The 26,635-nt window shown below is 67.0% G+C and carries 25 protein-coding genes; 15 read left to right on the top strand and 10 right to left on the bottom strand.

Going from position 1 to position 26,635, the window contains the following annotated elements:
* Positions 1-870 precede the first annotated feature (870 nt).
* Positions 871-1,533, bottom strand: a complete 663-nt coding sequence (locus P2L57_RS34255) for a hypothetical protein (protein ID WP_275821339.1) — start codon at positions 1,531-1,533, stop codon at positions 871-873.
* Positions 1,534-1,855: 322 nt separating this feature from the next.
* Between P2L57_RS34255 and P2L57_RS34250 the strand changes: the two genes are divergently transcribed.
* Positions 1,856-2,005 (top strand): hypothetical protein, encoded by a 150-nt coding sequence (locus P2L57_RS34250; RefSeq protein WP_275821336.1) that lies wholly within the window; start codon positions 1,856-1,858, stop codon positions 2,003-2,005.
* Between the two features lie 112 nt (positions 2,006-2,117).
* On the opposite strand, the gene P2L57_RS34245 is transcribed toward P2L57_RS34250, so the two are convergent.
* Positions 2,118-2,441 carry a hypothetical protein gene (locus tag P2L57_RS34245; protein ID WP_275821334.1) on the bottom strand — a complete coding sequence of 108 codons (324 nt, stop codon included), beginning with the start codon at positions 2,439-2,441 and terminating at the stop codon, positions 2,118-2,120.
* Positions 2,442-2,504: 63 nt separating this feature from the next.
* Between P2L57_RS34245 and P2L57_RS34240 the strand changes: the two genes are divergently transcribed.
* Entirely contained in the window at positions 2,505-3,023 is a 519-nt protein-coding gene (locus P2L57_RS34240) for a helix-turn-helix domain-containing protein (protein WP_275821332.1), read from the top strand.
* Complete coding sequence (locus P2L57_RS34235; RefSeq protein WP_275821330.1) at positions 2,987-3,616, top strand: transposase; 630 nt, start codon at positions 2,987-2,989, stop codon at positions 3,614-3,616. Before P2L57_RS34240 ends, P2L57_RS34235 begins: the two co-directional genes overlap by 37 nt.
* Positions 3,617-3,645: 29 nt before the next feature.
* Here P2L57_RS34235 and P2L57_RS34230 read toward each other — a convergent pair whose 3' ends face one another.
* A complete protein-coding gene (locus P2L57_RS34230) occupies positions 3,646-3,837 on the bottom strand; it encodes a hypothetical protein (RefSeq protein WP_275821328.1) in 192 nt (63 codons plus the stop codon).
* Between the two features lie 380 nt (positions 3,838-4,217).
* Here P2L57_RS34230 and P2L57_RS40970 point away from each other — a divergent pair, with 380 nt between their 5' ends.
* A complete protein-coding gene (locus P2L57_RS40970) occupies positions 4,218-4,481 on the top strand; it encodes a DUF5131 family protein (protein WP_275821326.1) in 264 nt (87 codons plus the stop codon).
* Here the strand turns inward: P2L57_RS40970 and P2L57_RS34220 are convergent.
* Both P2L57_RS34220 and P2L57_RS34210 read right to left on the bottom strand, forming a co-directional pair.
* Positions 4,426-5,025 (bottom strand): ribonuclease H family protein, encoded by a 600-nt coding sequence (locus P2L57_RS34220; protein WP_275821324.1) that lies wholly within the window; start codon positions 5,023-5,025, stop codon positions 4,426-4,428. The genes P2L57_RS40970 and P2L57_RS34220 overlap by 56 nt on opposite strands.
* Before the next feature lie 1,009 nt (positions 5,026-6,034).
* On the bottom strand, positions 6,035-7,621 hold the full coding sequence (locus tag P2L57_RS34210) for an FAD-dependent monooxygenase (protein ID WP_275821322.1): 1,587 nt from the start codon (positions 7,619-7,621) through the stop codon (positions 6,035-6,037).
* Between the two features lie 55 nt (positions 7,622-7,676).
* On the opposite strand from P2L57_RS34210, the gene P2L57_RS34205 reads away from it, so the two are divergent.
* Positions 7,677-8,381 carry a TetR/AcrR family transcriptional regulator C-terminal domain-containing protein gene (locus P2L57_RS34205; RefSeq protein ID WP_275821320.1) on the top strand — a complete coding sequence of 235 codons (705 nt, stop codon included), beginning with the start codon at positions 7,677-7,679 and terminating at the stop codon, positions 8,379-8,381.
* 1,262 nt (positions 8,382-9,643) lie between these two features.
* Here the strand turns inward: P2L57_RS34205 and P2L57_RS34200 are convergent.
* Positions 9,644-10,180, bottom strand: coding sequence for an ATP-binding protein (locus tag P2L57_RS34200; protein ID WP_275821318.1), 537 nt, complete (start codon positions 10,178-10,180; stop codon positions 9,644-9,646).
* 586 nt (positions 10,181-10,766) lie between these two features.
* On the opposite strand from P2L57_RS34200, the gene P2L57_RS34195 reads away from it, so the two are divergent.
* Complete coding sequence (locus tag P2L57_RS34195; protein WP_275821316.1) at positions 10,767-10,925, top strand: hypothetical protein; 159 nt, start codon at positions 10,767-10,769, stop codon at positions 10,923-10,925.
* 241 nt (positions 10,926-11,166) lie between these two features.
* Here the strand turns inward: P2L57_RS34195 and P2L57_RS34190 are convergent, their stop codons facing one another.
* Positions 11,167-11,736 carry a GNAT family N-acetyltransferase gene (locus P2L57_RS34190; RefSeq protein WP_275821314.1) on the bottom strand — a complete coding sequence of 190 codons (570 nt, stop codon included), beginning with the start codon at positions 11,734-11,736 and terminating at the stop codon, positions 11,167-11,169.
* Positions 11,733-12,995 carry an NsdA family TPR-like regulatory protein gene (locus tag P2L57_RS34185; protein ID WP_486387837.1) on the bottom strand — a complete coding sequence of 421 codons (1,263 nt, stop codon included), beginning with the start codon at positions 12,993-12,995 and terminating at the stop codon, positions 11,733-11,735. Before P2L57_RS34185 ends, P2L57_RS34190 begins: the two co-directional genes overlap by 4 nt.
* A 252-nt stretch (positions 12,996-13,247) precedes the next feature.
* On the opposite strand from P2L57_RS34185, the gene P2L57_RS34180 reads away from it, so the two are divergent.
* The 8 genes from P2L57_RS34180 (at position 13,248) to P2L57_RS34145 (ending at position 22,450) form a co-directional block, all read left to right on the top strand.
* Positions 13,248-13,694: a hypothetical protein gene (locus P2L57_RS34180; protein WP_275821309.1), complete on the top strand. Its 447-nt coding sequence runs from the start codon at positions 13,248-13,250 to the stop codon at positions 13,692-13,694.
* Between the two features lie 198 nt (positions 13,695-13,892).
* Complete coding sequence (locus P2L57_RS34175) at positions 13,893-14,015, top strand: hypothetical protein (protein ID WP_275821307.1); 123 nt, start codon at positions 13,893-13,895, stop codon at positions 14,013-14,015.
* A 76-nt stretch (positions 14,016-14,091) separates the two neighbouring features.
* Positions 14,092-15,585, top strand: coding sequence for an MBL fold metallo-hydrolase (locus P2L57_RS34170; RefSeq protein ID WP_275821305.1), 1,494 nt, complete (start codon positions 14,092-14,094; stop codon positions 15,583-15,585).
* Positions 15,582-16,457 carry a hypothetical protein gene (locus P2L57_RS34165; RefSeq protein ID WP_275821303.1) on the top strand — a complete coding sequence of 292 codons (876 nt, stop codon included), beginning with the start codon at positions 15,582-15,584 and terminating at the stop codon, positions 16,455-16,457. The genes P2L57_RS34170 and P2L57_RS34165 overlap by 4 nt, the downstream gene beginning before the upstream one ends.
* A 23-nt stretch (positions 16,458-16,480) precedes the next feature.
* Complete coding sequence (locus P2L57_RS34160; RefSeq protein ID WP_275821301.1) at positions 16,481-16,852, top strand: VOC family protein; 372 nt, start codon at positions 16,481-16,483, stop codon at positions 16,850-16,852.
* Between the two features lie 1,679 nt (positions 16,853-18,531).
* The gene (locus P2L57_RS34155) at positions 18,532-20,670 is read left to right on the top strand and encodes a sensor histidine kinase (protein ID WP_275821299.1); all 2,139 of its coding nucleotides are present in this window, start codon (positions 18,532-18,534) and stop codon (positions 20,668-20,670) included.
* Between the two features lie 53 nt (positions 20,671-20,723).
* Positions 20,724-21,389 carry a hypothetical protein gene (locus P2L57_RS34150; RefSeq protein WP_275821297.1) on the top strand — a complete coding sequence of 222 codons (666 nt, stop codon included), beginning with the start codon at positions 20,724-20,726 and terminating at the stop codon, positions 21,387-21,389.
* A 59-nt stretch (positions 21,390-21,448) separates the two neighbouring features.
* Positions 21,449-22,450 carry a ComEC/Rec2 family competence protein gene (locus P2L57_RS34145; protein ID WP_275821294.1) on the top strand — a complete coding sequence of 334 codons (1,002 nt, stop codon included), beginning with the start codon at positions 21,449-21,451 and terminating at the stop codon, positions 22,448-22,450.
* 587 nt (positions 22,451-23,037) lie between these two features.
* Here P2L57_RS34145 and ychF read toward each other — a convergent pair.
* Both ychF and P2L57_RS34135 read right to left on the bottom strand, forming a co-directional pair.
* Positions 23,038-24,126, bottom strand: a complete 1,089-nt coding sequence (gene ychF, locus P2L57_RS34140) for a redox-regulated ATPase YchF (protein WP_275821293.1) — start codon at positions 24,124-24,126, stop codon at positions 23,038-23,040.
* Positions 24,127-24,186: 60 nt separating this feature from the next.
* Positions 24,187-25,548 carry an APC family permease gene (locus P2L57_RS34135; protein WP_275821291.1) on the bottom strand — a complete coding sequence of 454 codons (1,362 nt, stop codon included), beginning with the start codon at positions 25,546-25,548 and terminating at the stop codon, positions 24,187-24,189.
* A gap of 112 nt (positions 25,549-25,660) precedes the next feature.
* On the opposite strand from P2L57_RS34135, the gene P2L57_RS34130 reads away from it, so the two are divergent.
* A complete protein-coding gene (locus P2L57_RS34130) occupies positions 25,661-26,629 on the top strand; it encodes a 4-hydroxy-3-methylbut-2-enyl diphosphate reductase (RefSeq protein WP_275821289.1) in 969 nt (322 codons plus the stop codon).
* Positions 26,630-26,635 lie beyond the last annotated feature (6 nt).

The following is a 26,635-nucleotide window of genomic DNA, read 5'->3' as shown; positions in this document are numbered from 1 at the left end:
GAGGCGATGAACGCCTTCGACATCGCCTTCGACGGCCGCCTCTCGGCCGGACGGGTATAGGCCAATCAGATCAACGAGAAACCTCTACGCCAACCGAGTGGTGAACACCGCTTTCGTGATACTCCCTCGGGGGTGTCGTCGACTCGGGCAAATCGAGGTCGAGTTCCACAATGGACTCATTGCCTCCCGGGTCTTTCATCAGGGCGCTCGTCTCATGTCGCCGCGAGTCGTGTTGCCCTGGAAGCTGTGTGGTCTTCAGGACGAGAGCTTCGACAGGATGCGCTGACGTGTCTGTTGCTCAGGGCCGATGACTGCGACTAGGCCGTCCGCTCCGCTGGTGGGTGTGGCGGCGGAAACCGGCCCGGTTGTGTTGGAGAGTTTGGCATTCTGGCGGGGTTGGAATTCGATGCTCATCCAGTCGCGAGCGCAACGCAGCACGGCCCACGATGTTGGACCGGCCGTGGCGTTGGAAGAGGCGCTGTGATACGGCCCGTCTGGGAGGTCGGATGCGCCTTCGTTGGACTTGCTGGGCCAGTTGGTATCGATCTGAATGACCGGCTGTCCGTTCCTGACGACTGTAAGACCGCACATGTCGCCCCCTGTGTAGAGGACGAAGTAGTCGTCCCCGTACTGGAGGTTGGCTACGGGCTTGAGGCCGTTGGGTGCTTCGCTGGGGTCGGCGGGGGGTGGGCTTGCCTGGGGGCTGATGCCGACGGCCGGAAGCCCTTGAAGGGCAGGTGGTGGGGTGGAGCGGGCGGAGCTTCCGCTATCGCCCGCTCCACCAGTGCACGCGGAGAGGAAGAAGCCGCTGGTGACGAGAACTGCTGCCGTGCGGAACCTCAACGAACTTCTCTCCCCACCGTTAGTGCGTCAGTTCGCGTACGTGTCGAAGCATACGCCGGACGGTTGGTAGGCGTAGCCGTTACCGATCTTGTTGTCGAAGCGGTCGAACACGTCGAAGCTGTACGCCCTCAGGGACGGGTACGCCCTGATCACGCCGACCTTCCCAGACGGGACCGGGTAGGACATGCCCCGGGTTACCGAGTACGTCGTGGTGACGTTGAAACCGACGCCCGCCGATACGTAACTGGCTTGGACGTTGGCATTGGCGCTCCAAGTCGCGGCCACCGACTTGTTCACGGTCAAGCTAATCGTGGACGGGCCCCTGCCTGAGGTGTAGTCGATCTGATCCGTGCCGCATAGGGTGCCGTTGTCACTTACGTTGCCGATGTGGTTGTCGACCCAGTTCGGCCTGTCATTGGTCTTAGGGACGGCTGTGGGTGTGGTGTTGAGTTCGACGATGGTGTGAGGCCCCGGCTTGACGGCGATGGTCGGTGCGCCGTGAGCCGGGACGGTTGCTGCGTTCGCGGTGGTCGCGCCGGTTATGGCGAGGGCCGCCGTGGCCGAGGCGATGACCGTGATTGCGGTGAGCTTTTTCTTGACGTGCAAGTTTCCCCCTCTTGCAACGATGCGCACGTAATGGCGCACAGATACGCGCATGTTCCCCGTGTTTGACGACGTCGCGTCGAACAAGCGCCCGATTACGTTCACATGTTTGTCGTCACGACGTCAATGATCTTGATGTGACGTACCGTCAATTTAGTTTGTTTTCGGCCTGTTCTGCGGCCGCTGGGTGCCCCAACGGGTGCGTTTCATTGCAGGTGCGCAGCGTCCAACCTGGCGGCCAGGTCGAATAGTTCACACCAGCCCCACACGCGCCGCCCTCGGCCGTCGACCGGTACAGGCACGGTGCAAATTGAGCCGTCGGCCACACCTCGGTACGCCGCCGCGCCCGGGGGACGACTCAGCGCCAGGCGCAGGCCTACGCCGATCGCCCCGCAGCCCGAGGACCGAGGTGCCGCTGGCACTGGAGGCGCTGACGCGCGAGCAGGTCATCGACTGGCGGCTGCGTGCCCAACACGACCACCAGGTGGTGCTGGACCATATCGGCTGGTACGGCGAGCTGTCCGCGCGGCGGCTGTTTACCAGTGTGTTTGTCGACTAAGCGGTCTTGTCGAAGTGCGGTGCCTTAACGCGCCCAGTAAGGGGCGCGGGGAACGACGCGACCGGCCACGGACGGCCCGCTCCCGCCGAACCGCAATTTAGGCGTCGGCGCGTCACCTCAGACGCCATAGGCGCCTGCGTCCCCGGCGCGGCCGGGGCGGCACCGGCCGTCGCTCCGCCCGCCTCGCTCGGAGCCCGTCCGGCCGCCAGTGACCGTCGGGCGACAGCACCGGCACCTGACGCTCCGCTTGCGCCTTGATCTCGTGGTGCGACTCGTGGGAGGTCACCCGGTACGCCTCCTCCCACGCCGCCAGCGCCGCTCCGACGGCCGAGCCCCCGGCACCGGGACGGCGAGCGCGCACCGCCAGCCATGTCAGGCCGGAAAGGACCGCGATGAAGCCACCGAAGACGGCCAGGAGCGGTAAGAAGACATCCATGCCCCGAGCCTAAGCGGACTGTGGTGCTGTGCGGGTATGTGAATTGGCGGGAGGGGGCCTGCCATGGCGAAGCCGCTGCGGGTGAGGCTGTCGCCGGAGCAGGACGCCGAGCTCCGGCGGCGGCTGAGGTCACGGGATCTGACGGTCAACGAGCGGATGCGGCTGGAATGCGTCCGCCTGTCGGCGCGGGGCTGGACGGTGCCCGAGATCGCGCCGGCCGTCGAAAAGCACCAGGTCACGGTGCGAAAAGCACTGCACCGGTTCCTCGGCGGAGGTTTCGAAGCCATGGCGGACGCACCTCGCGGGGGCCGTCCGCCGCGCTGGAAGCGCGAGGGCCTGGACGCGCTGGAGGCGATGCTCGACGCCGCAGCGGCCGAAGGGACGACGTGGACGCTGCCCGCGCTGGCCGAGTGGCTACGCCGCGAACGCGGCGTGGACATCGATTCCTCGTGGCTGTCGGTGCTGCTGCTCCGGGACGGTTTCCGCTGGAAACGCACCCGGGACAGCCTGCGGCACAAGGCCGACCCGGCCCTCCAGGCCGCCGCGTGGGAGCGGCTGGAGGGCTTACGGCTGTACGGCTGAGGGCCGAAGCAGGAGAGGAAGACCTGTACTACCTCGACGAGTCCGGTTTCTCCCCGACCCTGCCCACCGGCTTCACCTGGGCCCGCACCGGTGTACGGCCCGTGGTGAAGCGGGAGGACACCAAGAACCGCCGCGTCAACGTGCTCGGCGCGCTCAGCGAGAAGGGACCGGACCCCGAACTGGTCTGGACCGCCGTCGACCACAAAATCGACGCGCCAATGGTCCTCGACTTCGTCTGCCGACAGATCGCACGCATACCCGGTGATGCCGGCCAGCTCGCCGTCCCGCCGCCCGGCTGGCAGCGGCACCGGCCGTGCATGATCGTCATGGACAACGCCCAGATCCACCACGCCAAACTCTTCAAAGGACGACGTGAGGAACTGGAAGCCATCGGGGTCCACCTGTTCTACCTCCCTCCCAGGTCACCTGAGTTGAACCACATCGAGCGCGTGTGGCGCTCGGTGAAATACGAGGACATGCCCGTCCGCGCCTACACCAGCACCCAGGAACTGCACACCGCCGTCGACCACGCAATGACCAGACGAGCCACAGCACTGGCACCAACCACAACGCACTTACTCAAGACCGCTTAGGTCCTGCGCGCCAGCCACCTTCTGCCCGCTCACACCACCTGGGCACAGGCGTGAGCGGTGAGTTGCCCGGCGTCGACCTGGCACGGGTGGCCCTGCGCATCGGCCGCGACGTCGCTGATCGGCGCCTGGAGCAGGGCCTGTGCCCCGAGCACGGCACCCGCCCGGGCCTGTCCGGCGCGTGCGCCGACTGCTAGCGACAGCGCGCGGACCGGCGTCGGCACCGGTGGCACCCCGTGGGCCGGAGGCCCGCCGCGGGGCAACTGCGAGTGCGGCGCGCGGATCTTCCTGGTCGGCCGCGCCCTGGTCGACGGACTGTGCCGCCTGTGCCGCCAGGAGGCCGAAGACCTTGCTGAGGCCGCCGACGCTCCGGCGTCGTTGAGCCCGGTGCCGTGCCCGGGCGGGGACGGCGTGCCGTGCGAGCGGCTCCCGCTGCCCACCCGGACGGTGTGCGCCCGGCACCGCGCCGAGCAGCTGGCTGCCGAGCCGCAGGCATGCTGATGCCGATGTGTCCTCGTTTGCTTCGTTGCGGCCACCCGAAGGAAAGGCGTACTCATCTTCTATTCAGGGGGTTCGGCCGTGTCGCGAAGGGGCCGATGGCTGGATGTCTGCGTCCGGTGGCGTGACGGCTCGTTGGACACGCAGCAGACCGTGGGCGCGGGGACGAGCGGCCGTGGCAGACGGAGGGTGCCCGGTGAGTGACCGCAGTGCGATCGAGTGGACCGAGGCGACGTGGAACCCGACGACCGGCTGCGACCGCGTGTCGTCCGGCTGCGACAGCCCGGGGCTGCCGGGGTGCGGGCGCTGCACACTCAGTCCTGCGCGTCCGCGCACCCCGGGTGTCCCCAGCTCTTACCGACCTTGGTGATCGTGTCGCCCTTGGCATAGGGCCGCGCGCACGGGCAGGTCCCGGGATACCGCGCGGAGAGCGTCCGCGGACCGCCTGAGGAACTCCTCTTCGCCTTCGCCGCGGACGAGGCAGAGGAGCGGCCGGCGCGCGACGAGGAGGCAGGGACCGGGTCTGGTACCGGCAGGTCGGCCGCGGTGCCGCCCGCTGCCTGCTGGATACGGGCCGCGTCGCTGGCGGCCTTGTCGGCGATCGCGTTCAGCGGATCGCCGTCTACCTGGTGGGCGGGGACGTACACGAAGGTGACGTCCCGCCCCTCCAAAAGAGAGTCGATGCGCTGTATCAGCTCACGGTTGGCCACCGGCTTGCCGGCGGCGGTCTTCCAGCCATTGCGCTTCCACCCCGCCAGCCACTTCGTCACCGCGTCACGGGTATAGATGCTGTCGAGGCGGACCTCCAGCGCGACAACGGGATCCGTCGCTTCGAGCAGTTGCTCCAGCGCCGTCAGCTCGCCGAGGGGGCGACGAGAAATAGGAATGCAGGCATGACAGGGCCGTGACGACACGTCAGCTAGGAGCTGATCACGAGTGCGCCGGGGCGGCCGCGGCGATGGCGGGCAGATCGGGGCATGGAGGTGCACCGATATAAAGTCGCCCCCGACCGGCGGCGGCAGATAGGCCGCTGACCTGGGGCGTTGCGCGGCCTAGGGGGTCTTATCTAGACGGGGCTCCTGGATCGACGCCCGTGGTTAGACCCCCGGATTGGACGGGCTGTGGGCCATCGAATTGTTTCTCACCCGCTCCAACAACCGGCGTCCAACGCCCTCGCGCTCCATCCGTACGGTGCTGTCAGAGAACCAGGGCAGCGCATCCGCCCCTCTCGTACTGGCTGCCGGACGGCCAAAGGCATCTCCCTATGCGGATCCTGGCACCCGTGGCCCTCATCGTCATCGCACCCTGCATCGCCGGAATGACGCCTGCCCTCCTCCTGCCAGCCCTGTGTAGCGCTTCCCCGGCGAATCCGTCGCCCGCGAAGCGCTACACAGGTACGAGACATCCACAACACACAAACGAGGGAGCGCCAAGCACCGTTGAACGTACGGGCCGGGGCGGCGCGCGCCGTGTGTGCAGATCAGGGCACGAAAAGATGCACCGATATACAGTCGCTCCCGTCCAGGCATGGCAAATACGCCGCAGACCTGCGGCGTTGCCGTCAGCAGAGGTGTCGATTCTCAGCGGGCGCCCCGAATCGATGAAGTGATGAGAGCCCCGCTTGGACGGGCCGTGGGACATGAGGCCGTGCTGCAGCGTGTCGCGCTTTCGAGGCTCTTCACAGACGAGGGTGTAGTTGCGGCCTGAACCCGCCTGTCTCGAGCAGCGATCTGGCAATGTAGTTGGTCAAGTTGCGGAACCCGAGCGCGGAGCCACGGAGATGTTCGAGCCTGCCGTTGATCGCCTCCGTCCACCGTGGCTGACCACTCGATCAGGTCGACCATCAGCTCGCGGCCACGACGCCGGTCCTCCTCGCGGTAGGCGGCGATCATGCGCTGTGTGACGGGGGCGCCTGGCCCCCGGTCAGACGCTCGGCAACGCGACCGGCCTGGCCAGCACCTGGTCCAGGACGTCGGCGAGGAACCGCGCCGGATCCGGGACCGGCGCCGTGACCCGCATCGCGACGATCGCGTCCGGTCGCACGAGCACGGCTCCGTCGTCGGACAGCCAAGGCGCGCAGACCCGGTGCACCGGTAGGCCGACGTGCGCCGCGTCGGCGAGCCACCGGTCGCCCGCGGCGCCCACCAGCAGGGTCCACCGGGACGCGACCAGGTCGAGCGTGGAGACCCCGTCGACCCACGCGTGGGGCACCCGTGAACCCGGCGACCCGTCCAGCGCCACCGCCAGATCTACCGTGGACGGGAGTTCCGGCTGTGGGTCGACGACGGCGGCCGAGTCGTACCGCTGGCCGAGGTGCACGACCGGCGCCGCCCACACCCCCGCCGCCGCCCTGGCGGCCTCGGCCTCGGGTCCACGCCCCCAGTGCAGCTCCGGATCGGCGAGCCTGCGCATTGCCTGGTCCAGCGTCGCCGCGGCGACCGGCTCGCGCTCTTGCGCGTAGGTGTCGAGCAGGCCGGCGCCTGCCTCGCCGTGGTGGACGGCGGCCAGTTTCCACGCCAGGTTGTGGGCGTCGGCGACGCCGGTGTTGAGGCCGAACGCGCCCAGGGGTGCCACGGTGTGCGCGGCGTCGCCGACGAGGAACACGCGGCCGACGGCGAAGCGGTCGGCCAGGGAGCTCCGGGGCCGCCACGGGAGCACGCTGCGCACCTCGACGTCGAGGTCGGGATCGCCGACCGCCGCGCGGACGACCGCGACGCAGCGTTCGTCCGTGAAGTCCTCGGGCCGCTCGCCCCCGTCGATGTCGCAGGTGACGTGGAAGACCCAGGTGGTCGCTCCGTCCACGGTCACCAGCAGGCCGGGTGCCTCCGGCGTGGTGATCGTGCAGGTGCCGAAGGCCATCCCCCGCAGGTGGGGTCGGAGGTCGGCGCGGAACAGGATGTTGATCTTCGACTTGCCCAGGTCGCCCGGCCCGGAGGTGCCCACGCCGAGCGCGGTCCGCACGGCGCTGTGCGTGCCGTCCGCAGCCACCACGTGCACGCAGCGCAACGAGTAGCGGCCGTCGGGCCCCTCCAGTTCGACGTCGACCCCGTTGGCGTCCTGCGCGATGCCGACCAGGCGGGTCGACCAGCGCAGATCCGCTCCGCGGCGCGCCAGGTCGGCCGTCACCACGGCGTCGAGGCGGTCCTGCGCGCAGACGCCGCGCAGCCTGAACGGCGTCGTGTCCAGCTCGGTGGCGGACGGGGTCGGCATGGGCACGGTCACGACATCGCCCGCACCCATTTCGACGACGGTCCGCGCCACCGCCTTGCCCGCGGCGCCCCGGAGGTCGACCGCGGCGGCGTCGACGGCGGTGTCCAGCCCGAGTTCGCGCAGGACCTCGACGGTGCGCGACCCGATGCCGGTGGCGCGCGGGTGGACGGACGGCCCGGACCGGCGTTCGACGAGCACTGCGGGGACGCCGTGGTGGGCGAGCAGCGCCGCGGTGAGCAGCCCGACGCTGCCGCCTCCGACCACGAGCACCGGCACTTCTGGATACACCGTTTCCGTCATGGCTACATCGTATCCAGAAGATAGAATGCCGGGCAACGAGAAAGGGAAGCACCCGATGACCGAACCCGCTCCCTGGTCGGTGTGGACCAGGCCTCGCCCCGAACCGGCCCGACGCGCGCCGGGGGTGGACCAGTACGTGGCCGCCGCGCTGGCCGTCGCCGATGCGGAGGGCTTGGCCGCGGTGTCGATGCGCCGGGTCGCGGGCGACCTCGGTTCCGGGACGGCCACCCTCTACCGCTACATCGCCAACCGCGACGAACTCATGGACCTGATGGTCGACGCGGTGCAGGGCGAGGACCCGCTTCCCGAGCCCACGCGGGACTGGCGCGCCGACCTGTCCGCGGTCGCGCACTCGCTGCGCACGACCCTGCTGCGGCACCCATGGTTGGCGGGAGAACTGGCAGGCCGGCCCTCACTCGGCCCCAACTCGTTGCGACGGTCCGAATCCGCGCTGCGCGCCGCCGTCGCGCTCACGCCCGACATCACCCTGGCCTCACAGGCGCTCGTAGCCGTGCACGCGTACGTGCTGGGCTCGGTGGCCACGCAGCAGGCTGCTCGGCGCGCCGAGCAGCGCACCGGCCTGACCGAGGAGCAGTGGCAGCGCAGCGTCGGCCCCTATATCAGCGAGGTCCTCGCGGCGGGCGAGCACCCGATGCTCGCCCGCCGCGTCCTGGAAGGCGAGGAACTCGACCCTGACGTCGAGTTCGCGTTCGGCCTGGACTGCGTGCTCGACGGTCTCGCGGCCCGATTGGGTCGCTGACCGTTCAGTACGGCTACCGGTTCACAGTTCCCGACCGCTGCACCCTCGTCTGTGGAGAGCCGCTTTCGAGGCGGCATCCAAGGCGGCGAGTCGACGCCTGAGCAGGGACTGTGCGGGGTGTGTCGTGTCGTCCCACCCCGCTGAACGCCGCGAGCGGGTGTTGCCACCCGTGACCTGGAGGTTGGTTGGGCCGCCACGACCAACGCGAGATCATTCGAACGACGCCATCGTGCGTGCCCGTGGCCCCCAGTGCCCACGGCGGCACCGCCTACGCGAGGCCTGATGTGGCGACCCCGCCCGCCGCCCTGCCATCCACATCCCACACGACGGTGGCCGTCACCGTGAACGTCTCACCAGGCTGCCCAACCGACGACCGACAGTAGGCATAGCCGCAATCCGTAAATTGCGAAGTCGCGGACTACCGCGAGGAGTACGGCGTGCTCTGACCTCCACACACCATTTCACCAACCGTCTTCCATCGACCACGCCATCCGCACAGGTGTCGCCTTGGCCATCACCTCAACCCCCGGCAGCCGCGACGTCTGCGACACCGGAGGCCAATCCGCCCGATCGAGCCACATCCACGTCGGCGCTCGCACCACGTGAGCCGCCCGGACATCCGGACTCATCCGAATCCCTGGCGACCGCGACTGCAACTGGCTCACACCCTGCCGGGCAACCGCCTCCGGTGTCGGCTGCTGTTGAACCGCATGTGCATCTGGTTGCTCCCTGTGCTACCCCGTCGCCAGGCACATACCGCCGAGATTCGTCACCCAGCAGCCCGCTGGGACAGCGGGCGAAGCGGCTGGCTGGTTGCTTCCCACGCCGGGGGGAATGGTCCTGGCGAGACGGCCTCCGATGGGCGGAGACCTATTGTCGCCGAACTCTGAAGAGTGGTCCTGGATCACTTCTGGAAAGCCACCGACATCAGCCGAGACTGCGGCATGTCGCGTGCCACCGGATGTCGGCCATGCGCACTGCAATCGGGGCCCGCGCGCCGAGTGTGCAGATTGGGGCATACAAAGACGCACCTATATGCAGTCGCATCGGCCCAGTGGTGGCAAATCGTCCGCTGACCTGTGGCGTTGCCCGGCCCAGGGGGTCTTCTGCAAGCAGGACTGCGGGATCGACGCCGCATTGCCCTAGAGGTTGGACGAGCCGTGGGCCAGCGAGCCACCTAGCCGCCAGAGCACCGAAATAACCGGGTGACCTGCATCGTCATGTGCGACTGAGTCTGGCACTCATCGGAGAAGAACATGCCCTCATTCCTCCAACCCGACAAACCCCAGGTCAACTCCGGGAGGAAGTTGCGCGCCATGTTGCAACTGATGCAATTCCGCCGGGAATGCAATCCAGGCGACCTTGGCGCTCTTCTCCACCGGGCGAAACCCCCAGGCACCGGCGGTGAGTTCGTGCACGATATGGAGGCCACGCCCGCGCTCGGCCAGGAGGGCACACAGCGCCTCCAGACCCCCTCCCCTGTCTTCGGACAGCGGCGTGAACGGGCAGACGTCGGGGAACGCCGGAACGTCAGGAACCGTGGGGTCGTGGTCGAGCACTTCGCAGATGATCTCGGCGTCAGTGCATCGAAGCGACAACTCATATGGTCCCTTGGCGTGCTCGCTGGCGTTGGCGACCAGTTCCGAGGCTGCCAGGACGCCGTTACTGATCGTCTCTTCGGGCATCCCCATGGAGGTGAGGGCTCGACGGAGTACAGACCGTGCCTCGGCGGCCGGGGTGGGGGTGCAGCTGGTCCAGCGGTACAGGGTCCAGGGGGCGCTGCGCCACGGGGAGCTCATCGCCGTACACCTCCCCGAACTGCGTGGCGACTCCGGTCGATACGACGGTGTCGTCCCCGGCCGGGACGCATGCAGGCGATCACCTCCCCCCTGAACGAGGGCACACCGAGGACGGCGGTCGGTAGCGAGAGAACGGATGCGAACAGGATGATCGGCAGCATGACGGCCTCCGCAGCAATCGCGATCGGGACGCGACCACCACACCGTGCTGTGCGGTAAGAGCGGAACTGCCCTCTGATGAGGACTTTGAGGACTTCCGCCGATGGCGAGTTCGTTCACACCCAGGGGCGGCAATCGAGCCGGCGGATGGTGTCAGGTAGGAACGTGAAAGTCCGGCCTACCCTCGGCGTGCGAACCACCATGTGGGCTGGGCTCGTTACTCGCCTCTACGCGCCTCTGGACATGGCGAAGCCCCCGTCGTGAGATGACGGTGGGCTGGATACTACGGGGTTGCGGCTCTACGCCAATGAAGAGCGCCGCCGACGATGGGCGCGCGGGGCCGGACTCCCACAATGGACGACTGCGGCGGCGCGAGCGATGCCGATCTGCGGGGCGGTGAGCCCATGCCCTTGGCGAAGTGGTGTACTTGGCCGATCCGTTCCATGGCGGCGAACAGCTCGTCCGCAATGCGTTCAGCCTCGTAGCGTTCGGTGGGCAGATCGAGGGGGCGGGCCGGTTCGGCGAGGATGTCGGCGCCGTGCTGGACGACACCGAGGTCTCGCATTTCCCACCGGTGGGCAACTAATGACCAACTCAAGGTGGGCGTCCGCCCAGATGTCAGCTAGTGCGTCCATCAACGACGGGAGCTGGCGCGGCCCGTAGGTGCGGATCACCAGGTCGGTGCGGGTGCTCGGGGTGCTCACCGTCTCCTCCTCAGCTGACGCCGGTGGTGGCCATTCCTCAGCCAGTCGGCCACCTCGTACGGCGACGTGCTGCTGCGGGAGCGGTACAGCGGCTGGACCCGTGCATCGATATGCGGGCGGTGCTCATGGCTGCCCATCGACTGTGCGGATCATCGCCGTGTACAGCGGGGCGTCCTCCCACGGGCGGCTGGGGCCGAGGGAGCGGTATCCCCAGTGGCTGTACGCCTGCTGTGCCGGGGCCGCTTCCGGCTCGGGGCGCACGGTGAGAGTGACCCGCTCGGCGGGCATGCCATCCAGCAGCACGTTGTGCAGTGCGGCGGCGACGCCGGACCGGCGCCACGGCTGGCGGACGGCCAGCTCGATGACGGCAAACGTGCGCTCGCCGTTCTCGCGGGTGAATTCACGATCGGCGAGCGGCTGCTGCAAGCCAGACCACCAACGGGTCTCGGCGGGCAGGCAGTAGCCGTAGGTGAAGCCGACGACCTGATCGGCGTCATCGCGTGCGAGGACCAGTCGGAAGTGCGGGCGGGTGGCGGCCTGGCGGGCGAAGCGCTCGGTGAACTCCTTCACGTCCTCCGGTCCTTCGCAATACGGGGGCTCGGCGTAGACCTCGGCGTAGGCAGGCAGGAACGCGCCGAGCTGGTCGACGGCGTCGGGGCCGTCGACGATCTGGAGGGCTGGGTGAGGGGTCATCGGCGGCCTCCGGATGCCGTGGTGAGGTACGGGGTGATGGCGTCGGCAGCCTCGCGGGCACCGCGGGCGCCGGTGCGCTGTAGCTGGTCACGGACCTGGGCGAGGCGGCGGGTGACGCGGCCGGAGTCGACTTCGGCGAGGTCGTCGAGGGCGGCGGTGGCTTCGGTGGCGGCCTCGTCGGCTTCTCCGGTGTGGACCAGGGCGCGGGCGAGGGTAAGTCGATACAGGGCGCGGTTGCGGCCGTAAGCGGCGGCCTGCCGAGTCACGGCCGTGCGTAGGAAGGGGACGGCGGCGCGGGGTCGGCCTGTGTCGTCATACAGCAGCCCTTGGGCGAAGTCGAGTTCGGCTGGGCCGTGGAACGCGGCCCACGGCGGTGCGGGTCGGCCGCGATCCATGCGCTCCAGCATGCGCATGGCGGTGGCGAGTTGGCGACTGGCTCCGGTGGCGTCGCGCATCCGGGCCAGTGCACGTGCCTCCCGTGCGGTGATGAGTGACAGCAGGGTAGGGGAGCCGAGTCCTTCGGCCTTGCTGCGGGCGGTGCGGGCGAGGTCGTAGCCGTCGCGGGGGCGGTCCTCGTGGATGGCCTGCATGCTCAACGCTGCTAGGACCAGGACCTCCAGTCCGGTGTCGCCCAGCACCGTGGCGGTGGTCAGCGCCTCGCCCCAGTAGCGGCGGGCGGCGTCCTGGTCGTCGGCGTCGTAGGCAAGCCACGCCACTTGTTCGGCCGTCTCGCCGACGAGTAGATGCAGCTGGCGGGCGATGGGCTCGGGCACGACGGCGGTGTTCAGCACCCGACGGACGCGGTGCAGGTGGCGCACGGCCAGCGAAAGGACGTCGGCACCACCGTACGCGTCATCCAGGGCATACAGAGAGCGCAGCCCCTCGCGCAGCTCCAGGACGTGGGCGGAGCCGACCTCGTGACCTCCCGCCGGGAGCGCCGCGCCCGCGGCGATGCCCACCGCGTCGGCTACAAATGTCCGCCGTTCCACGCTCGCCTCCTTCCTCGTCGGCGTGATCGTCTCACCGGCCGTCCGGGGTCGAAACCCCAAGACGGAAGGGTCAGTTCCGAACATCGCCTGCAACACAGCCCAGGCACGGGCCCGCGGCTGGGGCGGGTCCGGCTGCCTCCATCGCCGTTGCTGGCGTTCGGTGACGGTGACCGGCTCGCCGAGCAGCCGAGCCGTGGCATCGAACGCCTGAAGGAATGCGGTGGGCTGATCCCAGCCGCGAGAAATACATGCCCGTTGAAACGGTGTCACGTCGTCGGTCACCTGAACCCCCGGTGCAGCTGCTGAACCGACAGTAGCGGTGTCGAGTGTGCTGAAAGTCCGGTCAGACGCGAAAAGTCCGGCGATACGTCCGGGGGGAGGTCCGCCGGGCGGTGCGGGCGCCACGGTTATCTAGATGCATCCAAGCTCGGCCATGCACGAGTGCCCTGCGGGTCGAGCTGCCTGCCAGTGGCCACCGCCGCGAAGTGAGTCGGCAGCACCTCACCATCGGGAGTTCTCCATATGACCGCGTATGAACCGTGCCCGTCCCCCGCCGTTGTGAAGTGCACCTCCCAGCTGGCCCGGCTTCCGTCCGGTGGATGGGTGGCCGCGCTGCCTGGCCAATCGACTTTGTGGCCGGCAGGCCGGGAATGGGACGCGGTCCGGCTCGGACCTGACGCCGCCGCCATGGTCTACGAGCACATGTGTGGCGCGACGCATGGCGACCCCGGTCCGGTGCTCCTCGATCCATACGCTGGATGGCACTACTGGCTGGTGCGGCCCGGGGCTACGGCCTCATGGAAGCTGCCCGGCGTGGTCTGCCGCAGCACCGGCTCCTGGGTCACGGTCGTACACGCGGCACGGACCGCAGGCCCAGGGCCGCACTGGCTCAACCCGCCGCGGCCCGACGGTCGACTGACCCACGCCGTGCTCCTCCACGCGGCGATCCGCGCCGTGGTGGGCCCATGATCTCCCGGCCGGTCCGATGTGACTGGGGCCGGACCGGCCGGGACCCGTGGTGCCATCGGCTATCCCCCGATGCCGGGGCGCCACACCCCTGCCGGGGTTGTCCGTGAACAGGTTTCCCGGGCTCGACGGCTGGGGTGACACCCACCCCTCTGTCAACAGGCAGGGACCATCACCGGAGCGAGAGAGGAGGTGAGCAACGTGACCACGACCGGTACGCAGACCAAGCTGAGCGCCGAGGCCGTGCGACTTCTTCAACGTCGCGTGAAGGCGTTCGCGGCGACCGGCACCACCAACAACGCACCGACGACCTACCACCGGTAGCCGTCACGCGGGGAGAGGCGCATGGGCGCCTCTCCCCGTCCGCCCCTTACTCGCGATCTACCCGGGAGAAGCACCCGTGTTTTCCTCTGGCTTGCACCTGACGTTCCTGGGACACCAGACCTGGCACATTAGCGACGGCCACACCGTCGTACTGCTGGACCCCATCCTCGACACCGCCTTCGGCGCGGGAGACTTACAGTTCGCCATCTGGCCGCCCCGCTCGGTCGACATCGCCGCGATGCCCGCGCCGAACGCCGTGGTGCTCAGTCACGAGCACCTCGACCACTTCCACCTGCCATCGCTGAACCTGCTGGAGCGCACCACGCCCGTCTACACCGGCGTGACCACACCGGCCGCGGTGACCAACGCGATCACCGCCCTCGGTTTCACCGTGCACCGGGCCGACCACACCCAGCCGATCAGGATCGGTGACATCGAGATCACGCTGTATCCCGCTGGCGCACGGACTCTGTTCTGGGAAAAACGGGTGGCCCAGCCACTGGTCCGTCTCGCCGGCACCACCGGCGACGATGTATTCATCGGCGTGGACGCCGATGTCTCTGACCTGTACACCGAGCAGGTCAGAGACGGGGTCCTGGCACCGCCGCGTCTTGCGGTGGTGTCCAACAACGCCCAGACAGTTCCCTACGGGGCGCTGGGTGCGGACGCCAACCTGCTGCCGGGCATGGACGGCCCACGCAACCGGAAGACCGGCCTCGAAATCCTCAACGGTCTGCTGATCGACTACCTGCGGCCGTTGGACGGGGTGGGCAATGTCGCCTTGTGCGGCAACGGCTTCACCGCCCCGCGCAGTCCGCACGGCCCCTTCCTGTACGCCGACCACGCCAGGCTCGCCCAGGCCGCCAACGCCATGCAGCACCTGTTCCGCGTTCACGGCCCCCGGCCGGGCGACTGTCTTACGGTGCCGCGCAACGGGGAAGCCATCGCCATCAGCCAGGTCCCGTGGGTCGAGATCGACACCGCCGCCGAGGACCGCGCCGCCGCCGAGCTACACCTCTTCCTCGACAAGCCCAGCCAGGTCGCTCCCACGCCGATCACCCCCGCGCTGCCCGAAAGCGAATGGGACGCCGCACGGGAAGCAGTGGCCGGGGAACTTCCCCGGATGGCGCGCGAGTTCGTGGCCACACGTACCGGGGCGCTGGCCACCAGCATCCACGACTACCTGTCCGGCCCACTCGGCGCCCACCGCGTCGTGCTGCGGCTGCTCGACCCGCCCGGCCAGCCCGGAAGTATGGACAGCTACGCCTGGGACATCACCGGCCCGAGGTGGGAGGCGGTACCGACCATCAGCCGGGAAGAAGCCATGGCCGTCTACCCGTTCGGCATCGAGATCTACTACCAAGACCTCGCGGCGCTGTTCACCGGCCGCGCCCAGATCTGGGACGTGGTCGGCGGCTCGTACCAGGGGTGGCACATCGGCGAGAACCTCGACTCGCCGGTCTACGCCCTGTTCGCGATCTACGGTGAACATCAACGCCCTGACCTGGCGGCCCGCTGCTACGCCTACAGCCTGTCCCGGCTCGGGTCCACTCCGACGGCAGCATCGTGAACTGCACCAACCATGTCGGGCCGTTGGACGGGGCCGCCCGTCTGCGGCCCGACGGCTGGCTGGCCCGCCCGCTGACCCGCAATCGGATCCAGGCTGAAGCGCAGGCCCGTCTACTGCTTCAGCGGTATCACCCTCAATCCGCAGGGCCGGTAAGGTGCCTCACCGCCCGCTACCGCACCGCCGCCTTCGCGCTCGGTGCCCCGGCGCAGCGGCTACTCAAGCGGCATGCTGATCAGGCCGCCTACCTCAGCGAAGTACTGGCCTACCAACTACTCGACAGCGAGGGGGTGCTGCCAGCCCTGCTCAGCTCCAGCGACACCTCGTTGTCCCTGGTCACCGAGTACGTCGAGGAGCGGATGGACCTCGGCAGGCCAGCGGTCTTCGAGGAACTGGTCGCCACCGTCGCAGCGATCCACACGGCCCCTGCCCGGTGGCACCCGGCGATCCAGGAGACGATGGCCGACTGGACGGTCGCGGCGGCTCTCGACGCCCCGGCGCCGCCGTGGATCAGCGTCCCGCACCCGTGGGAACTGCTGCTGAAGGTGGTCGCCGACGCGCACGGCCCGGACCATGTTCCCGTCGGCCACCTGGACCTGAAGGCCGACCACGGGCGGCGCCATCCCGACGGGCACCCGGTGGTCATCGACGTCGAGACCCTCCGGCCGGACCTGACGGGCCAACCGGACCTGATCACCCTCGCCCACCTCGCCCGGGTGGAAGGAGGGCGTTTGTCTCCACGATCGGTCCGGCACCTCTACCGTCGTTGCACCAGCATGTTTGGCGCCCAGTGGACGGACGCGGCCCTGGTGCGGGCGCTCACGGCGTTCGCGGAGGCCACGGGCTTGCGCTGCCTCCACGGCGTCGAGAGGTGACCGGAAGAGGGAAGCAACAGCACATGTTCACTGCCGTGCGTACCGTCATGGTCTTCGCCGACGATCCCGAGAAGTGCGCCCGCTGGTGGGCGAGCGTCCTGGATACCGAGGTCCGTCTGGAGGTGGATGACGGCAGGGTGTACGCCTGGCTGGACGTCAGCGGGATCGAGCTTGGCTTCCATCCCGCCGACGAGACACGCAATCCACGCGGCGGCAGCCCCGTCGTGTACTGGGCCGTCGACCACGTGGACGCGGTCCGCACGCGTCTGCTGGACGCCGGCTGCACCCACCACCGCGGCCCCATCGAAGCCGAACCAGGCCGAAAAATCTGCCAGCTCACGGACCCATTCGGAACCATCTTCGGCATCGACGGACCCGAGTCGACATCCGCGTAAATAGCAGTGCCGCTCGCAGCCGCCCTACCAGTACTACAGCCTCATTCGGCTTCGGCGTCAACATCGGCGCTGAAACCTCGTGGTCTTCGACCAGCCCTAGAGGTGCGCTCCTACTCATCTGAACTGCCCCTGCGGACACGCGGGCGAGGGCCTCCACACCGCCGCATAACGACTACCCATTGCACTCACTAACCCTCTGAACCCAGCGATTGCTAACCGAGGCCCGGCCAGGGTAGGGAGCGGACCACACCAACAGTCAGGTGCCTGCAGCGTATGCGCTGGTCGAGCCATTCGGATACCTCGGATGATTCCAGCACCTGCAGCAGACGCTTGCATTCCGCCTCACCTCCGTCCAGCGGCGTGGCCGTAATCAGGTGATTGTCCACTGCGACCGGATCAACGCCTGTGACCAGCACCCCAGCCGCCCGAGCCTCTCCACCGGCCCTCGAACCCGGCCGGGAAGTCCGACGGATCGCAATAAAAGGGGGAGTTACCAATCGCCCTGCGAACTGACGGGAACGGCCGGGAACTCCTTTGGCTCCGGACGGCGGAAGATCGCGAGCAGTGAGGAATGGAGCAACTGGCCCCTCATGCGGGTCTCGATTGTCCACGACAGCTCCCACGCGCACCTCAAACGCATCTTCAACGCTTGACGAGGCCATCGGCGCCGGCCACCACGGGCCTGCAGGGACGCTCGGGGTTCTCTTGCGTCTGCGGGCTGCTCGCATAAGAAACACATCGATGTCAGTCTGTGCATCGAACTGTCCGTAGAGGTCAGCACGTTCCACATCAAGAAGCGACTCCACCCGAGAGCGCCAGGGTTCATAGCGACTGCCGCTGCGCAGCACGTCAGGCAGTACGGCAAACATCCGTTGTTGGATCCCCAGTGCCTGTGCGGCCGCGAGGACAAAGACGGCGGCCTGCGAAACGGCACCGCTAGTCCAGTCACAGTCGGGGTCTGCGGGAGCAGAGCCATACGGAGGGTTAAGCAGCAGATGCCCTCGGTAACTGGAGGTTGAGCGCAGCAAGGCGAGCCCGTCGCCAGCTTGTATACCCCGGAAGGCGCGAAGCCCGGCGTCCACATTGATGCTGCCCGGGCTTACTTCCCCACGATGCCTAGCTGCTGCTGCCAGGAGCAGCCGCAACCGAGCGGCATCCACGAACGGCTGCTGCTGATCGGATCCGCGCAAGCGCCTGCCCCAGAGTCGAACAGTTTCGGCCAATGTGGAGCCGATAGGGAGACGATCGGCAGCAGCAAGCAGCAGGTCCCCGGCTCCACATGTTGGATCCCAGAAGCGTTCCGCGGTCGATGGCTCGCCAGTGTCCATCAGCGCGGAGACCCGGGAGCGGACCTCACCTCCTGTGAAGAAGGCACCTTCGTCCCGACGGACCTGCAACGGCACCAGGCTGCGCAAGCGCTGGGCAGCCTGGCCATTCAGAGCATGCTCCACGTCTTGATGGACTCGCCTCCACGAGCCCTTGACAACGTCTGAAGCGAGCAACCGTAGTTGATCGGTGTACGCCGCATACCCGGCTGTTCGCACGCGAGGCTCCCCTTCCCCCCTCTTGGCGTCAACTACCCAGCAGTTAGCTAGAGGTGACGCCCCGTCCGCCGCTATTCTGCAGCAGTCCGATCGACCCCGGAACCCTGGGGCACGACCTGGCTCGGAGGGGGACTCTTGAGCACTCATCTGCGCTTCGCCCCGGAAATCCTGGTCCGGCTAGGAGAGGAGCTCATCCCTCACCCCGACCTGGGCGTGATCGAACTGGTCCGCAACGCCTACGACGCAGATGCGACTCACTGCACCGTCACACTGCATAACGCTTCGCAACCAGGCGGGACACTGGTGGTCGCGGATGACGGCGATGGGATGACAGCGGAGAGCATTCGAGAGGGCTTCCTCCTGATCGGCCGGTCGACCAAACCGACCTCACCTCTCACCCGCAAGGAGCGTCGCAAGGTCGGAGAGAAGGGGCTCGGTCGGCTCGCTGCTCTGCGGCTGGGACGTCAGGTCGAACTCTTCACTCGTCCCCGCGAAGAGCCCGGCGTCGAGCACGTCCTGGTCATCGACTGGTCAGCGTACGAGTCTGTGCGAACCGTTGAGGAAGTCGAACTCATTGTCGAGACGCGGCCTACGAGGAAGGGCCCAGGAACAAACTTGACCGTTCACCGCCTTCGGCAAGGGTTCGACGATGCAGAGATGGAACGGCTCGCCCGAGCCATGCGCCTGCTCACCGGATTCTTCGATGATGAGGACACCGGCTTCCAAACCACGTTGAATGCACCACAGTTTGAGCGCGTAGCCGAGGCCGTGAACCGCGGTTTCTTCGACGAACATGAGTACAAGCTGGAGGCCCACCTCGACGAGCAAGGGTATGCCCGCACGGTCCTATATAACTGGAAGGGCGAGGAGATCGTGAGGGGTGAGCACAGTGATGTGGCTCCTGACGGGCCTCGTGGCCAATTGCAGGCACCGCTCAAGTACGAAGCTCCGTCGGCCTCTTTCGAACTGTGGATGTTTCTCCTGGACAAGCGGTCGTTCGAGCTGCGCGGGTCCCGACGACAGTACACTGAATTGCGCCCCTGGCTGAAGGTAGTCGGTGGTGTGCACCTATTTCACAGGGGGCTACGCGTTCACCCGTATGGCGATTCGGGTTTCGACTGGCTAGACCTCAACCTCATGCGATCGCGTAGCCCGGAACTTCGTCCATCCACCAACAATAGTGTTGGTCGGGTATCGGTGGATGACCCGGATGACACCTTGATTCCCAAGACGGACCGAATGGGATTTCAAGAAAATCTGGCGTTCATAGAGCTCCGGAGTTTTGCCCGCAGTGCAACTGACTGGGCCGCCAGAGAGCGAAAGCGCATACGTGATAACAATCGCACTGGGAATGCTGCGACAGTCCGGAAGGAAAAAGATCAGGCGAAGCGAGCAGTCAAGGAAGTCCTGAAAGACCTCCAGCGATTCAACCCAGTGCAGGCTAGGCAAGTTTCGGAGCTGGTCGACACCCAAGAACGATACATTCAAGCCCTAGAGCGGGACCGTCTTCTCTATCGCTCTCTGGCGACGGTCGGAATCAGCACCGCCGTGTTCGCTCATGAGTCATTGAGCACAGCTGTGGGGCTTGGCGAAGACTTGGAGATGCTAGAGCGGCGGAGCCGCAAACTTCTCGACGCCGAAACATACGAGGAGAAGATCAACAGCACTCTAGGGCGAGCTCAGCGAAGCGCTGCTTCTATCCACTCATTCGCCAAGGTCCCTCTACGGATGCTGCGCCGCAACAAGCGCCGAGCTGCAGCAGTCGACGTCAACGAAGCGTGTCGCGAGTTCGCTGAGATGTTTGGCGGCTATCTTCAGGACTGGCACATAAAGCTTGATCTCGATCTGTGCGATGAGCCCGTCTGCGTGCTGACTCCGATCGCCGATATCGAATCGATTTATGCAAATCTCGTCATCAACGCGGCACACGCTTTTGCGCGCTCAAATGACCCGTCGGGAGAGCGGACGGTGCTCATCCGAACTCGGGCGGAGGCTGACCGGGTGGTAATTGATGTCGCCGACTCTGGCCCTGGGCTCACGGATGTTGCCGTACAAGATATGTGGCTCCCTGGTGAGGGCGGTAGAAGTTCCGATGGCACGGGGCTCGGCTTGACCATCGTCAAGGACATTGTCGCTGATCTTCACGGCAAGAAGACCGTCCTTGAAGAGGGCGAGCTCTCAGCAGAGATACATGGCGAGCTTGGGGGCGCAGCCTTTCACATCCGCTTGCCTCGACAGGCAGAGGGACGCGACGGGCAGGCGGCGACCCCATGAGTAGAGCATGTGCTCACAACGTCCTGGAACTCGCTAGCCCAAGAGTTGCCCTGGTGGATGACCGGGAAGAGGCACTGATCAGAGCCTGTGATCTGTTGGGAGACCTGCCTCTGACAGTTGACCCCATGCTTTTACGTGAACCGCGTACGCTCAACAGCGTGTTAGACGAAATCCTTGGGCGCGGGTGTACTGCATTGATTTCCGATCACAGGCTGCGTCATCACGCACGCGTCGGCTTCGACGGAGCGGAGCTGGTGTACCGGGCGAATGAACGGAAGCTCCCGGCTGTGCTTTACAGTGCCCATGTCGAAGACGACGAAGCGACCTCTATCCGAGAATGGCGATACCGTATCCCTCGAGTAGTTCAGAAGGGCCCGCACTCAGTAGAGGCAATTCCCGAGGCGTTGCAAACAGCAGCGGCCGAGGTAGCTGGTCGTCGCGCGCTGGAACGTCGAGGGTTCCTTACCCCTGTACGTGTCGTGGATGTCCATCGCGACGGATACCCGACCGTTGACGTAACGGTCACCGCCTGGAAGCCCGACACCGTGGTAACCATTCCCCTGACTCGGCTCCCGGCCACACACCAGTCGGCTTCCTCATCGTTGATCGGCACGGTCTTCCTTGGCAAGGTTAACTTCTATGCTGAGTCTGAGGCTGAGCTGTTCTTCCACGATCTCGAACTTGCTCCAGATCCTCCGGCCGATTGGAACACCGAATGACCGAGGTCCAAAGTGGACTTCGCCCAGCAGGTCGCACTGCGGTTGACACGGCTGAGGCCGTGATCCTGGACGTGGGACATGGCAATTGTGCCGTGCTTCGGGATGGCGTGCGCTGTGTCATCGTAGACGCTAAGTCCGATAAGCTTCTTTATCAAGAATTGATTGACTCCGGAATCTGCCGTATCGAGCACTTGGTGCTGTCGCACGCCGACAGTGACCATATTGCGGGTGCTCTTAGACTACTGCCAAACGAAGACTTCGATATCGGAACCGTCTGGATAAATTCGGATAGCAACAAGGATAGCTTGAAATGGCACGAGCTGTTGGGCCTGCTCGCTAGGTTGAAGCGAGATGGCAGGCTCAGGACTCGGGTGGGAATCTGCGATGAGCAGGATTGGGATCTCTCCCTCGAACGAGTTCTCATCGACGTCCTTCATCCCACCCTCACGGACATAGGTCATGGCACGGGCAAGGCGGGCCGAGTCCGTCCGGAGATCACCACCAACGGCATGTCAGTCGTACTCCGAGTGCTTCTCGATGGTCATCCGGCGCTCTTGCTGCCTGGTGACCTCGACGCCGCCGCGCTGGAGCAGATGCTCAGCCGCTCTAAGGCCATGACTGCCCATGTGCTTGTCTACCCGCACCACGGCGGGCACAGCGGTGACGGCCCGGAGAACGAGTTTGCCAAGCAGTTGTGCGAGGCCGTCCAACCCGAGGTTGTCGTCTTTTCGATGGGGCGCGGTTCCTTTAAAAACCCCTTGCCTGAGGCCGTTGCTGAGATCAGAAGCTCACGTGCCGGTACCCGCGTTGCCTGTACTCAGCTATCACCGAACTGTCATGCGGGCGAACCACCTACTGCTCAACCACTCCACCTACTTGGCCGCCCAGCAGCTGGGCTCACAGGTAACCGATGCTGCGCAGGAACTGTCAGAGTCACCGCGGTTGACGGGGCACTCCTTGTCGAACCCCGGCCTGAGGACCATCTGACCTGGATTGAGCAGCATGTACGTGCCCCCATGTGCAACCCAAAGGTGCGGCTTCCAGGACCGCGTAAGCCTTGAGTTGAATGCTTACAGCGACGCAGGCCGCAGCAGGCGATGCGGCTGCGTGACCGGTGCGTGAGCAGACGGCGCGTCCCGAACCATCACGGGCCGAACAGCACAACCCGCCGCGTGGCGCTGACCAGCCAGAACAGCACCACGCGGCACGGTCGGCCAGGACCGATCCGATCTCCGTCCGCCTTGTAAAGCAGGGGCATCGGTTTCGAACCCGACCGAGGACTCCAACCTGCGGCCCAGGCTCACGCCGACCACCGTTCGGTTCCCTGGCAGCCGCCTGCCGCCCAACGCCGGCGTCCGGGGCAATTGGACACGGTCAGCCCATCCCGACCCCACACGCGCGCGCATCCGGCCCATCGGTCACAGATTCCGTGGCCAGATGCCGCCCCCTTCCGCTATCGGCCCGTCACGTACATCCAGCACCCATCCAGCAACCGTACCGATAACCAGGGATGACGACAGCCGACGACCCGTCACCAAATCCAGCACGGATCCAGCAACGGGAACGCGAACGGGGCCGACCCCAACCAGGACCGACCCCATCCGACCTGCGCGTTTGCTAAATCACTGCATCAACGCTACAGCGCCGCCTAAACGTTGAACCGGAACTCCACCACATCCCCGTCCTGCATCACGTACTCCTTGCCCTCCATGCGGGCCTTGCCCTTGGCGCGGGCTTCGGTGACCGAGCCGCATTCGACAAGGTCCTCGAAGGAGACGATCTCGGCCTTGATGAAGCCCTTTTGGAAGTCGGTGTGGATGACACCGGCGGCTTCGGGGGCGGTGGCGCCCTTCTTGATGGTCCAGGCGCGGGCCTCCTTGGGGCCCGCGGTCAGGTAGGTCTGCAGGCCCAGGGTCTCGAAGCCGACGCGGGCGAGGGTGGCGAGGCCCGGCTCGTCCTGGCCCATGGACTGCAGGAGTTCGAGCGCCTCGTCGTCGTCGAGTTCGATCAGCTCGGACTCGATCTTGGCGTTGAGGAAGATCGCCTCGGCGGGGGCGACCAGGGCGCGCTGCTCGTCCTTGAACTCCTCGTCGACCAGTTCGTCCTCGTCGACGTTGAAGACGTACAGGAACGGCTTGGTGGTGAGCAGGTGCAGCTCGTGCAGCAGGATGCCCTGCTCGGTGCCCTTGGTGATGCCCGCGGAGAAGAGGGTGCGGCCCTCCTCCAGGATCTTCTGGGCGGCCTCGACGGCGGTGACGACCGCGGCCTTGTCCTTCTGGAGGCGTGCTTCCTTCTGCAGCCGCGGCAGGACCTTCTCGATGGTCTGCAGATCGGCGAGGATCAGCTCGGTGTTGATGGTCTCGATGTCGTCCTTGGGCGAGACCTTGCCGTCGACGTGGACGACGTTCTCGTCCTTGAAGGCGCGGATGACCTGGCAGATCGCATCCGACTCGCGGATGTTCGCGAGGAACTTGTTGCCCAGGCCCTCACCCTCCGAGGCACCGCGCACGATGCCCGCGATGTCGACGAAGTCGACGGTGGCCGGGAGCTTGCGCTGCGAGCCGAAGATCCCGGCGAGCTTGTCCAGGCGCGGGTCGGGGACGCCGACCACGCCCACGTTCGGCTCGATCGTGGCGAACGGGTAGTTGGCCGCCAGTACGTCGTTCTTGGTCAGGGCGTTGAACAGGGTCGACTTGCCGACATTCGGCAGGCCGACGATTCCGATCGTGAGCGACACGTGGCGACTTCCCAGGGCGAGGACGAATGGTTCGGTCCCCATCGGGACCGAACCCCCAGTCTAAGCGGCCCGCATGCTACGGCCACCGCGCTGCGCCACCAGCACCGCCAGGCCCAGCGCCAGCCAGATCAGCCCGACCCACTGGGCGGTGCGCGCCGCCTCGACGATCACCGCGATCGTCACGGCCAGCCCCAGCACCGGCACCACGAGGTGCTTCACCACACTGAACGCGGCGTCCCGGTTACGTACCGCGAACCACCCGACCACCGACAGATGCAGCAGCGCGAACGCGGTCAGCGCGCCGATGTCCACCACCGAGACCAGCCGGTCCAGGCCGTCCGCCCGGCGCGCCGCCCACACCGCCGCGACCAGTGTCACCACGGCGTTGACCAGCAGCGCGCGGCGCGGCACACCGCTGGTCGCGTCGACCTTCGACAGGGCCCCGGGCAGCCGCCGGTCCCTGGCCATCGCGAAGAGCAGCCGCCCGGCCGCCGCCTGCCCGGCGAGCGCCGCGAAAGCCGCGCCGATCGCCTTGCTCACGGCGACCAGTTGGTGCAGCCAGTGGCCGATGCCCGCCTCCACCACGTCGTAGAAGGCGGAGCTCTGCCTGGCAGGGTCGGCCGCGAGTGCGGCGGCGGACTGCTGGGACAGCAGGGCCGCCAGATACGTCTGGGTGATGAACAGCGCCCCGGCCAGCACCAGGCAGAACAGCACCGCCCTCGCCACCCGCCCCGATCCCCCGCTGGCCTCCTCGGCGAACGCCGCGATCGCGTCGAAGCCGAGGTACGACAGCACCGCCACCGACACCGCGCCGAGCACCGCCGTCCCGGAGAAGCCGCCCTGCCCGGTGAAAGGCGAGGCCAGGCCTCGGCTGGCGCCATGGCGTACCAGTACGACGATCGCCGAGCCGACGAAGACCAGCAGCACCGCGATCTCCATGGCCAGCACCAGGAAGCCGACGAGGGCGGCCGCCCGTACCCCGCGCATGTTCAGCGCCGTGGTCACCACCACGGCGATCGCGGTGAAGACCCACTGCGAGACGGACGGGATCAGCGCATGCAGCGCGATGCCCGAGAAGAGATAGGCGACCGCGGGGATCAGCAGGTAGTCGAGCATCGCCATCCAGCCCGCGATGAAGCCGGGCGCGGGGCCGAGCCCGGCCCGCGCGTACGCGAACACCGAACCCGCCTGCGGTACCACCCGCACCATCAACGCGTACGAGAAGGCGGTGAAAGCCATCGCGACGGTGGCCGCCACGTACACCAGCGCCACCGCGCCGTGCGATCCGGCGTCCAGCGCGCCGAAGACACCGACCGGCGCCATCGGGGCGATGAACAGCAGCCCGTAGACCACCAGGTCACGGAAGCCGAGGGTGCGGCGCAGCTCCCCGGTGGGCGCCGCGGGCTCCTGTGCGGTGGTCATGGGTGCCTCCTCGGGTCCGGGCCGCTCCTCGCCCGATTGCATCACCGGGCGTGCTTCGACGCGTGCGAAGCCGCGCCCTTGGGGCGCCGGTACGCGCCCGTACGATGGGGTCATGACTGCTACGACTTCCCGCCGGGTCCTGCTCGCCGCCCCCCGCGGCTACTGCGCAGGCGTGGACCGAGCCGTGATCACCGTCGAGAAGGCCCTGGAGCAGTACGGGGCGCCGATCTACGTGCGCAAGGAGATCGTGCACAACAAGTACGTCGTCCAGACCCTGGAGAAGAAGGGCGCGATCTTCGTCGACGAGACGGAGGAGGTGCCCGAGGGCTCCATCGTCATCTTCTCCGCGCACGGCGTCGCCCCCGTCGTCCACGAGGAGGCCGCCCAGCGCCGCCTCGCCTCCATCGACGCGACCTGCCCCCTGGTGACCAAGGTCCACAAGGAGGCGCAGCGCTTCGCCAACGAGGACTACGACATCCTGCTGATCGGGCACGAGGGCCACGAGGAGGTCATCGGCACGATGGGCGAGGCCCCGGACCGGATCCATCTGGTGGACGGTCCGGAGGACGTCGCGAAGCTTGAGGTGCGCGACGAGAAGAAGCTGGTGTGGCTGTCGCAGACCACGCTGTCGGTGGACGAGACGATGGAGACCGTCGACCGGCTCAAGGACCGGTTCCCCGCACTGGTCAGCCCGCCGAGCGACGACATCTGCTACGCGACGCAGAACCGCCAGGTCGCGGTGAAGCAGATCGGCGCGGACGCGGACCTGGTGATCGTGGTCGGCTCGCGGAACTCCTCCAACTCCAAGCGACTGGTCGAGGTGGCACTGCAGGCCGGTGCCAAGGACGCGCACCTGGTGGACTTCGCGGACGAGATCGACGAGACGTGGCTGGACGGGGTCACGACGGTCGGTCTCACCTCGGGCGCCTCGGTGCCGGAGATCCTGGTCGAAGGCGTGCTGGAGTGGCTGGCCCAGCGCGGCTACGCGGATGTCGAGGTGGTGACCTCGGCGGAGGAGCACATCCAGTTCTCACTGCCGAAGGAACTGCGCCGCGATCTCAGGAAGCCGGAAGGCGCGTAGCACTTC

The organism is Streptantibioticus ferralitis (assembly GCF_029223525.1).
Taxonomy (GTDB): Bacteria; Actinomycetota; Actinomycetes; order Streptomycetales; family Streptomycetaceae; genus Streptantibioticus_A; species Streptantibioticus_A ferralitis.
This window is presented reverse-complemented; position numbering and strand designations above follow the sequence as displayed.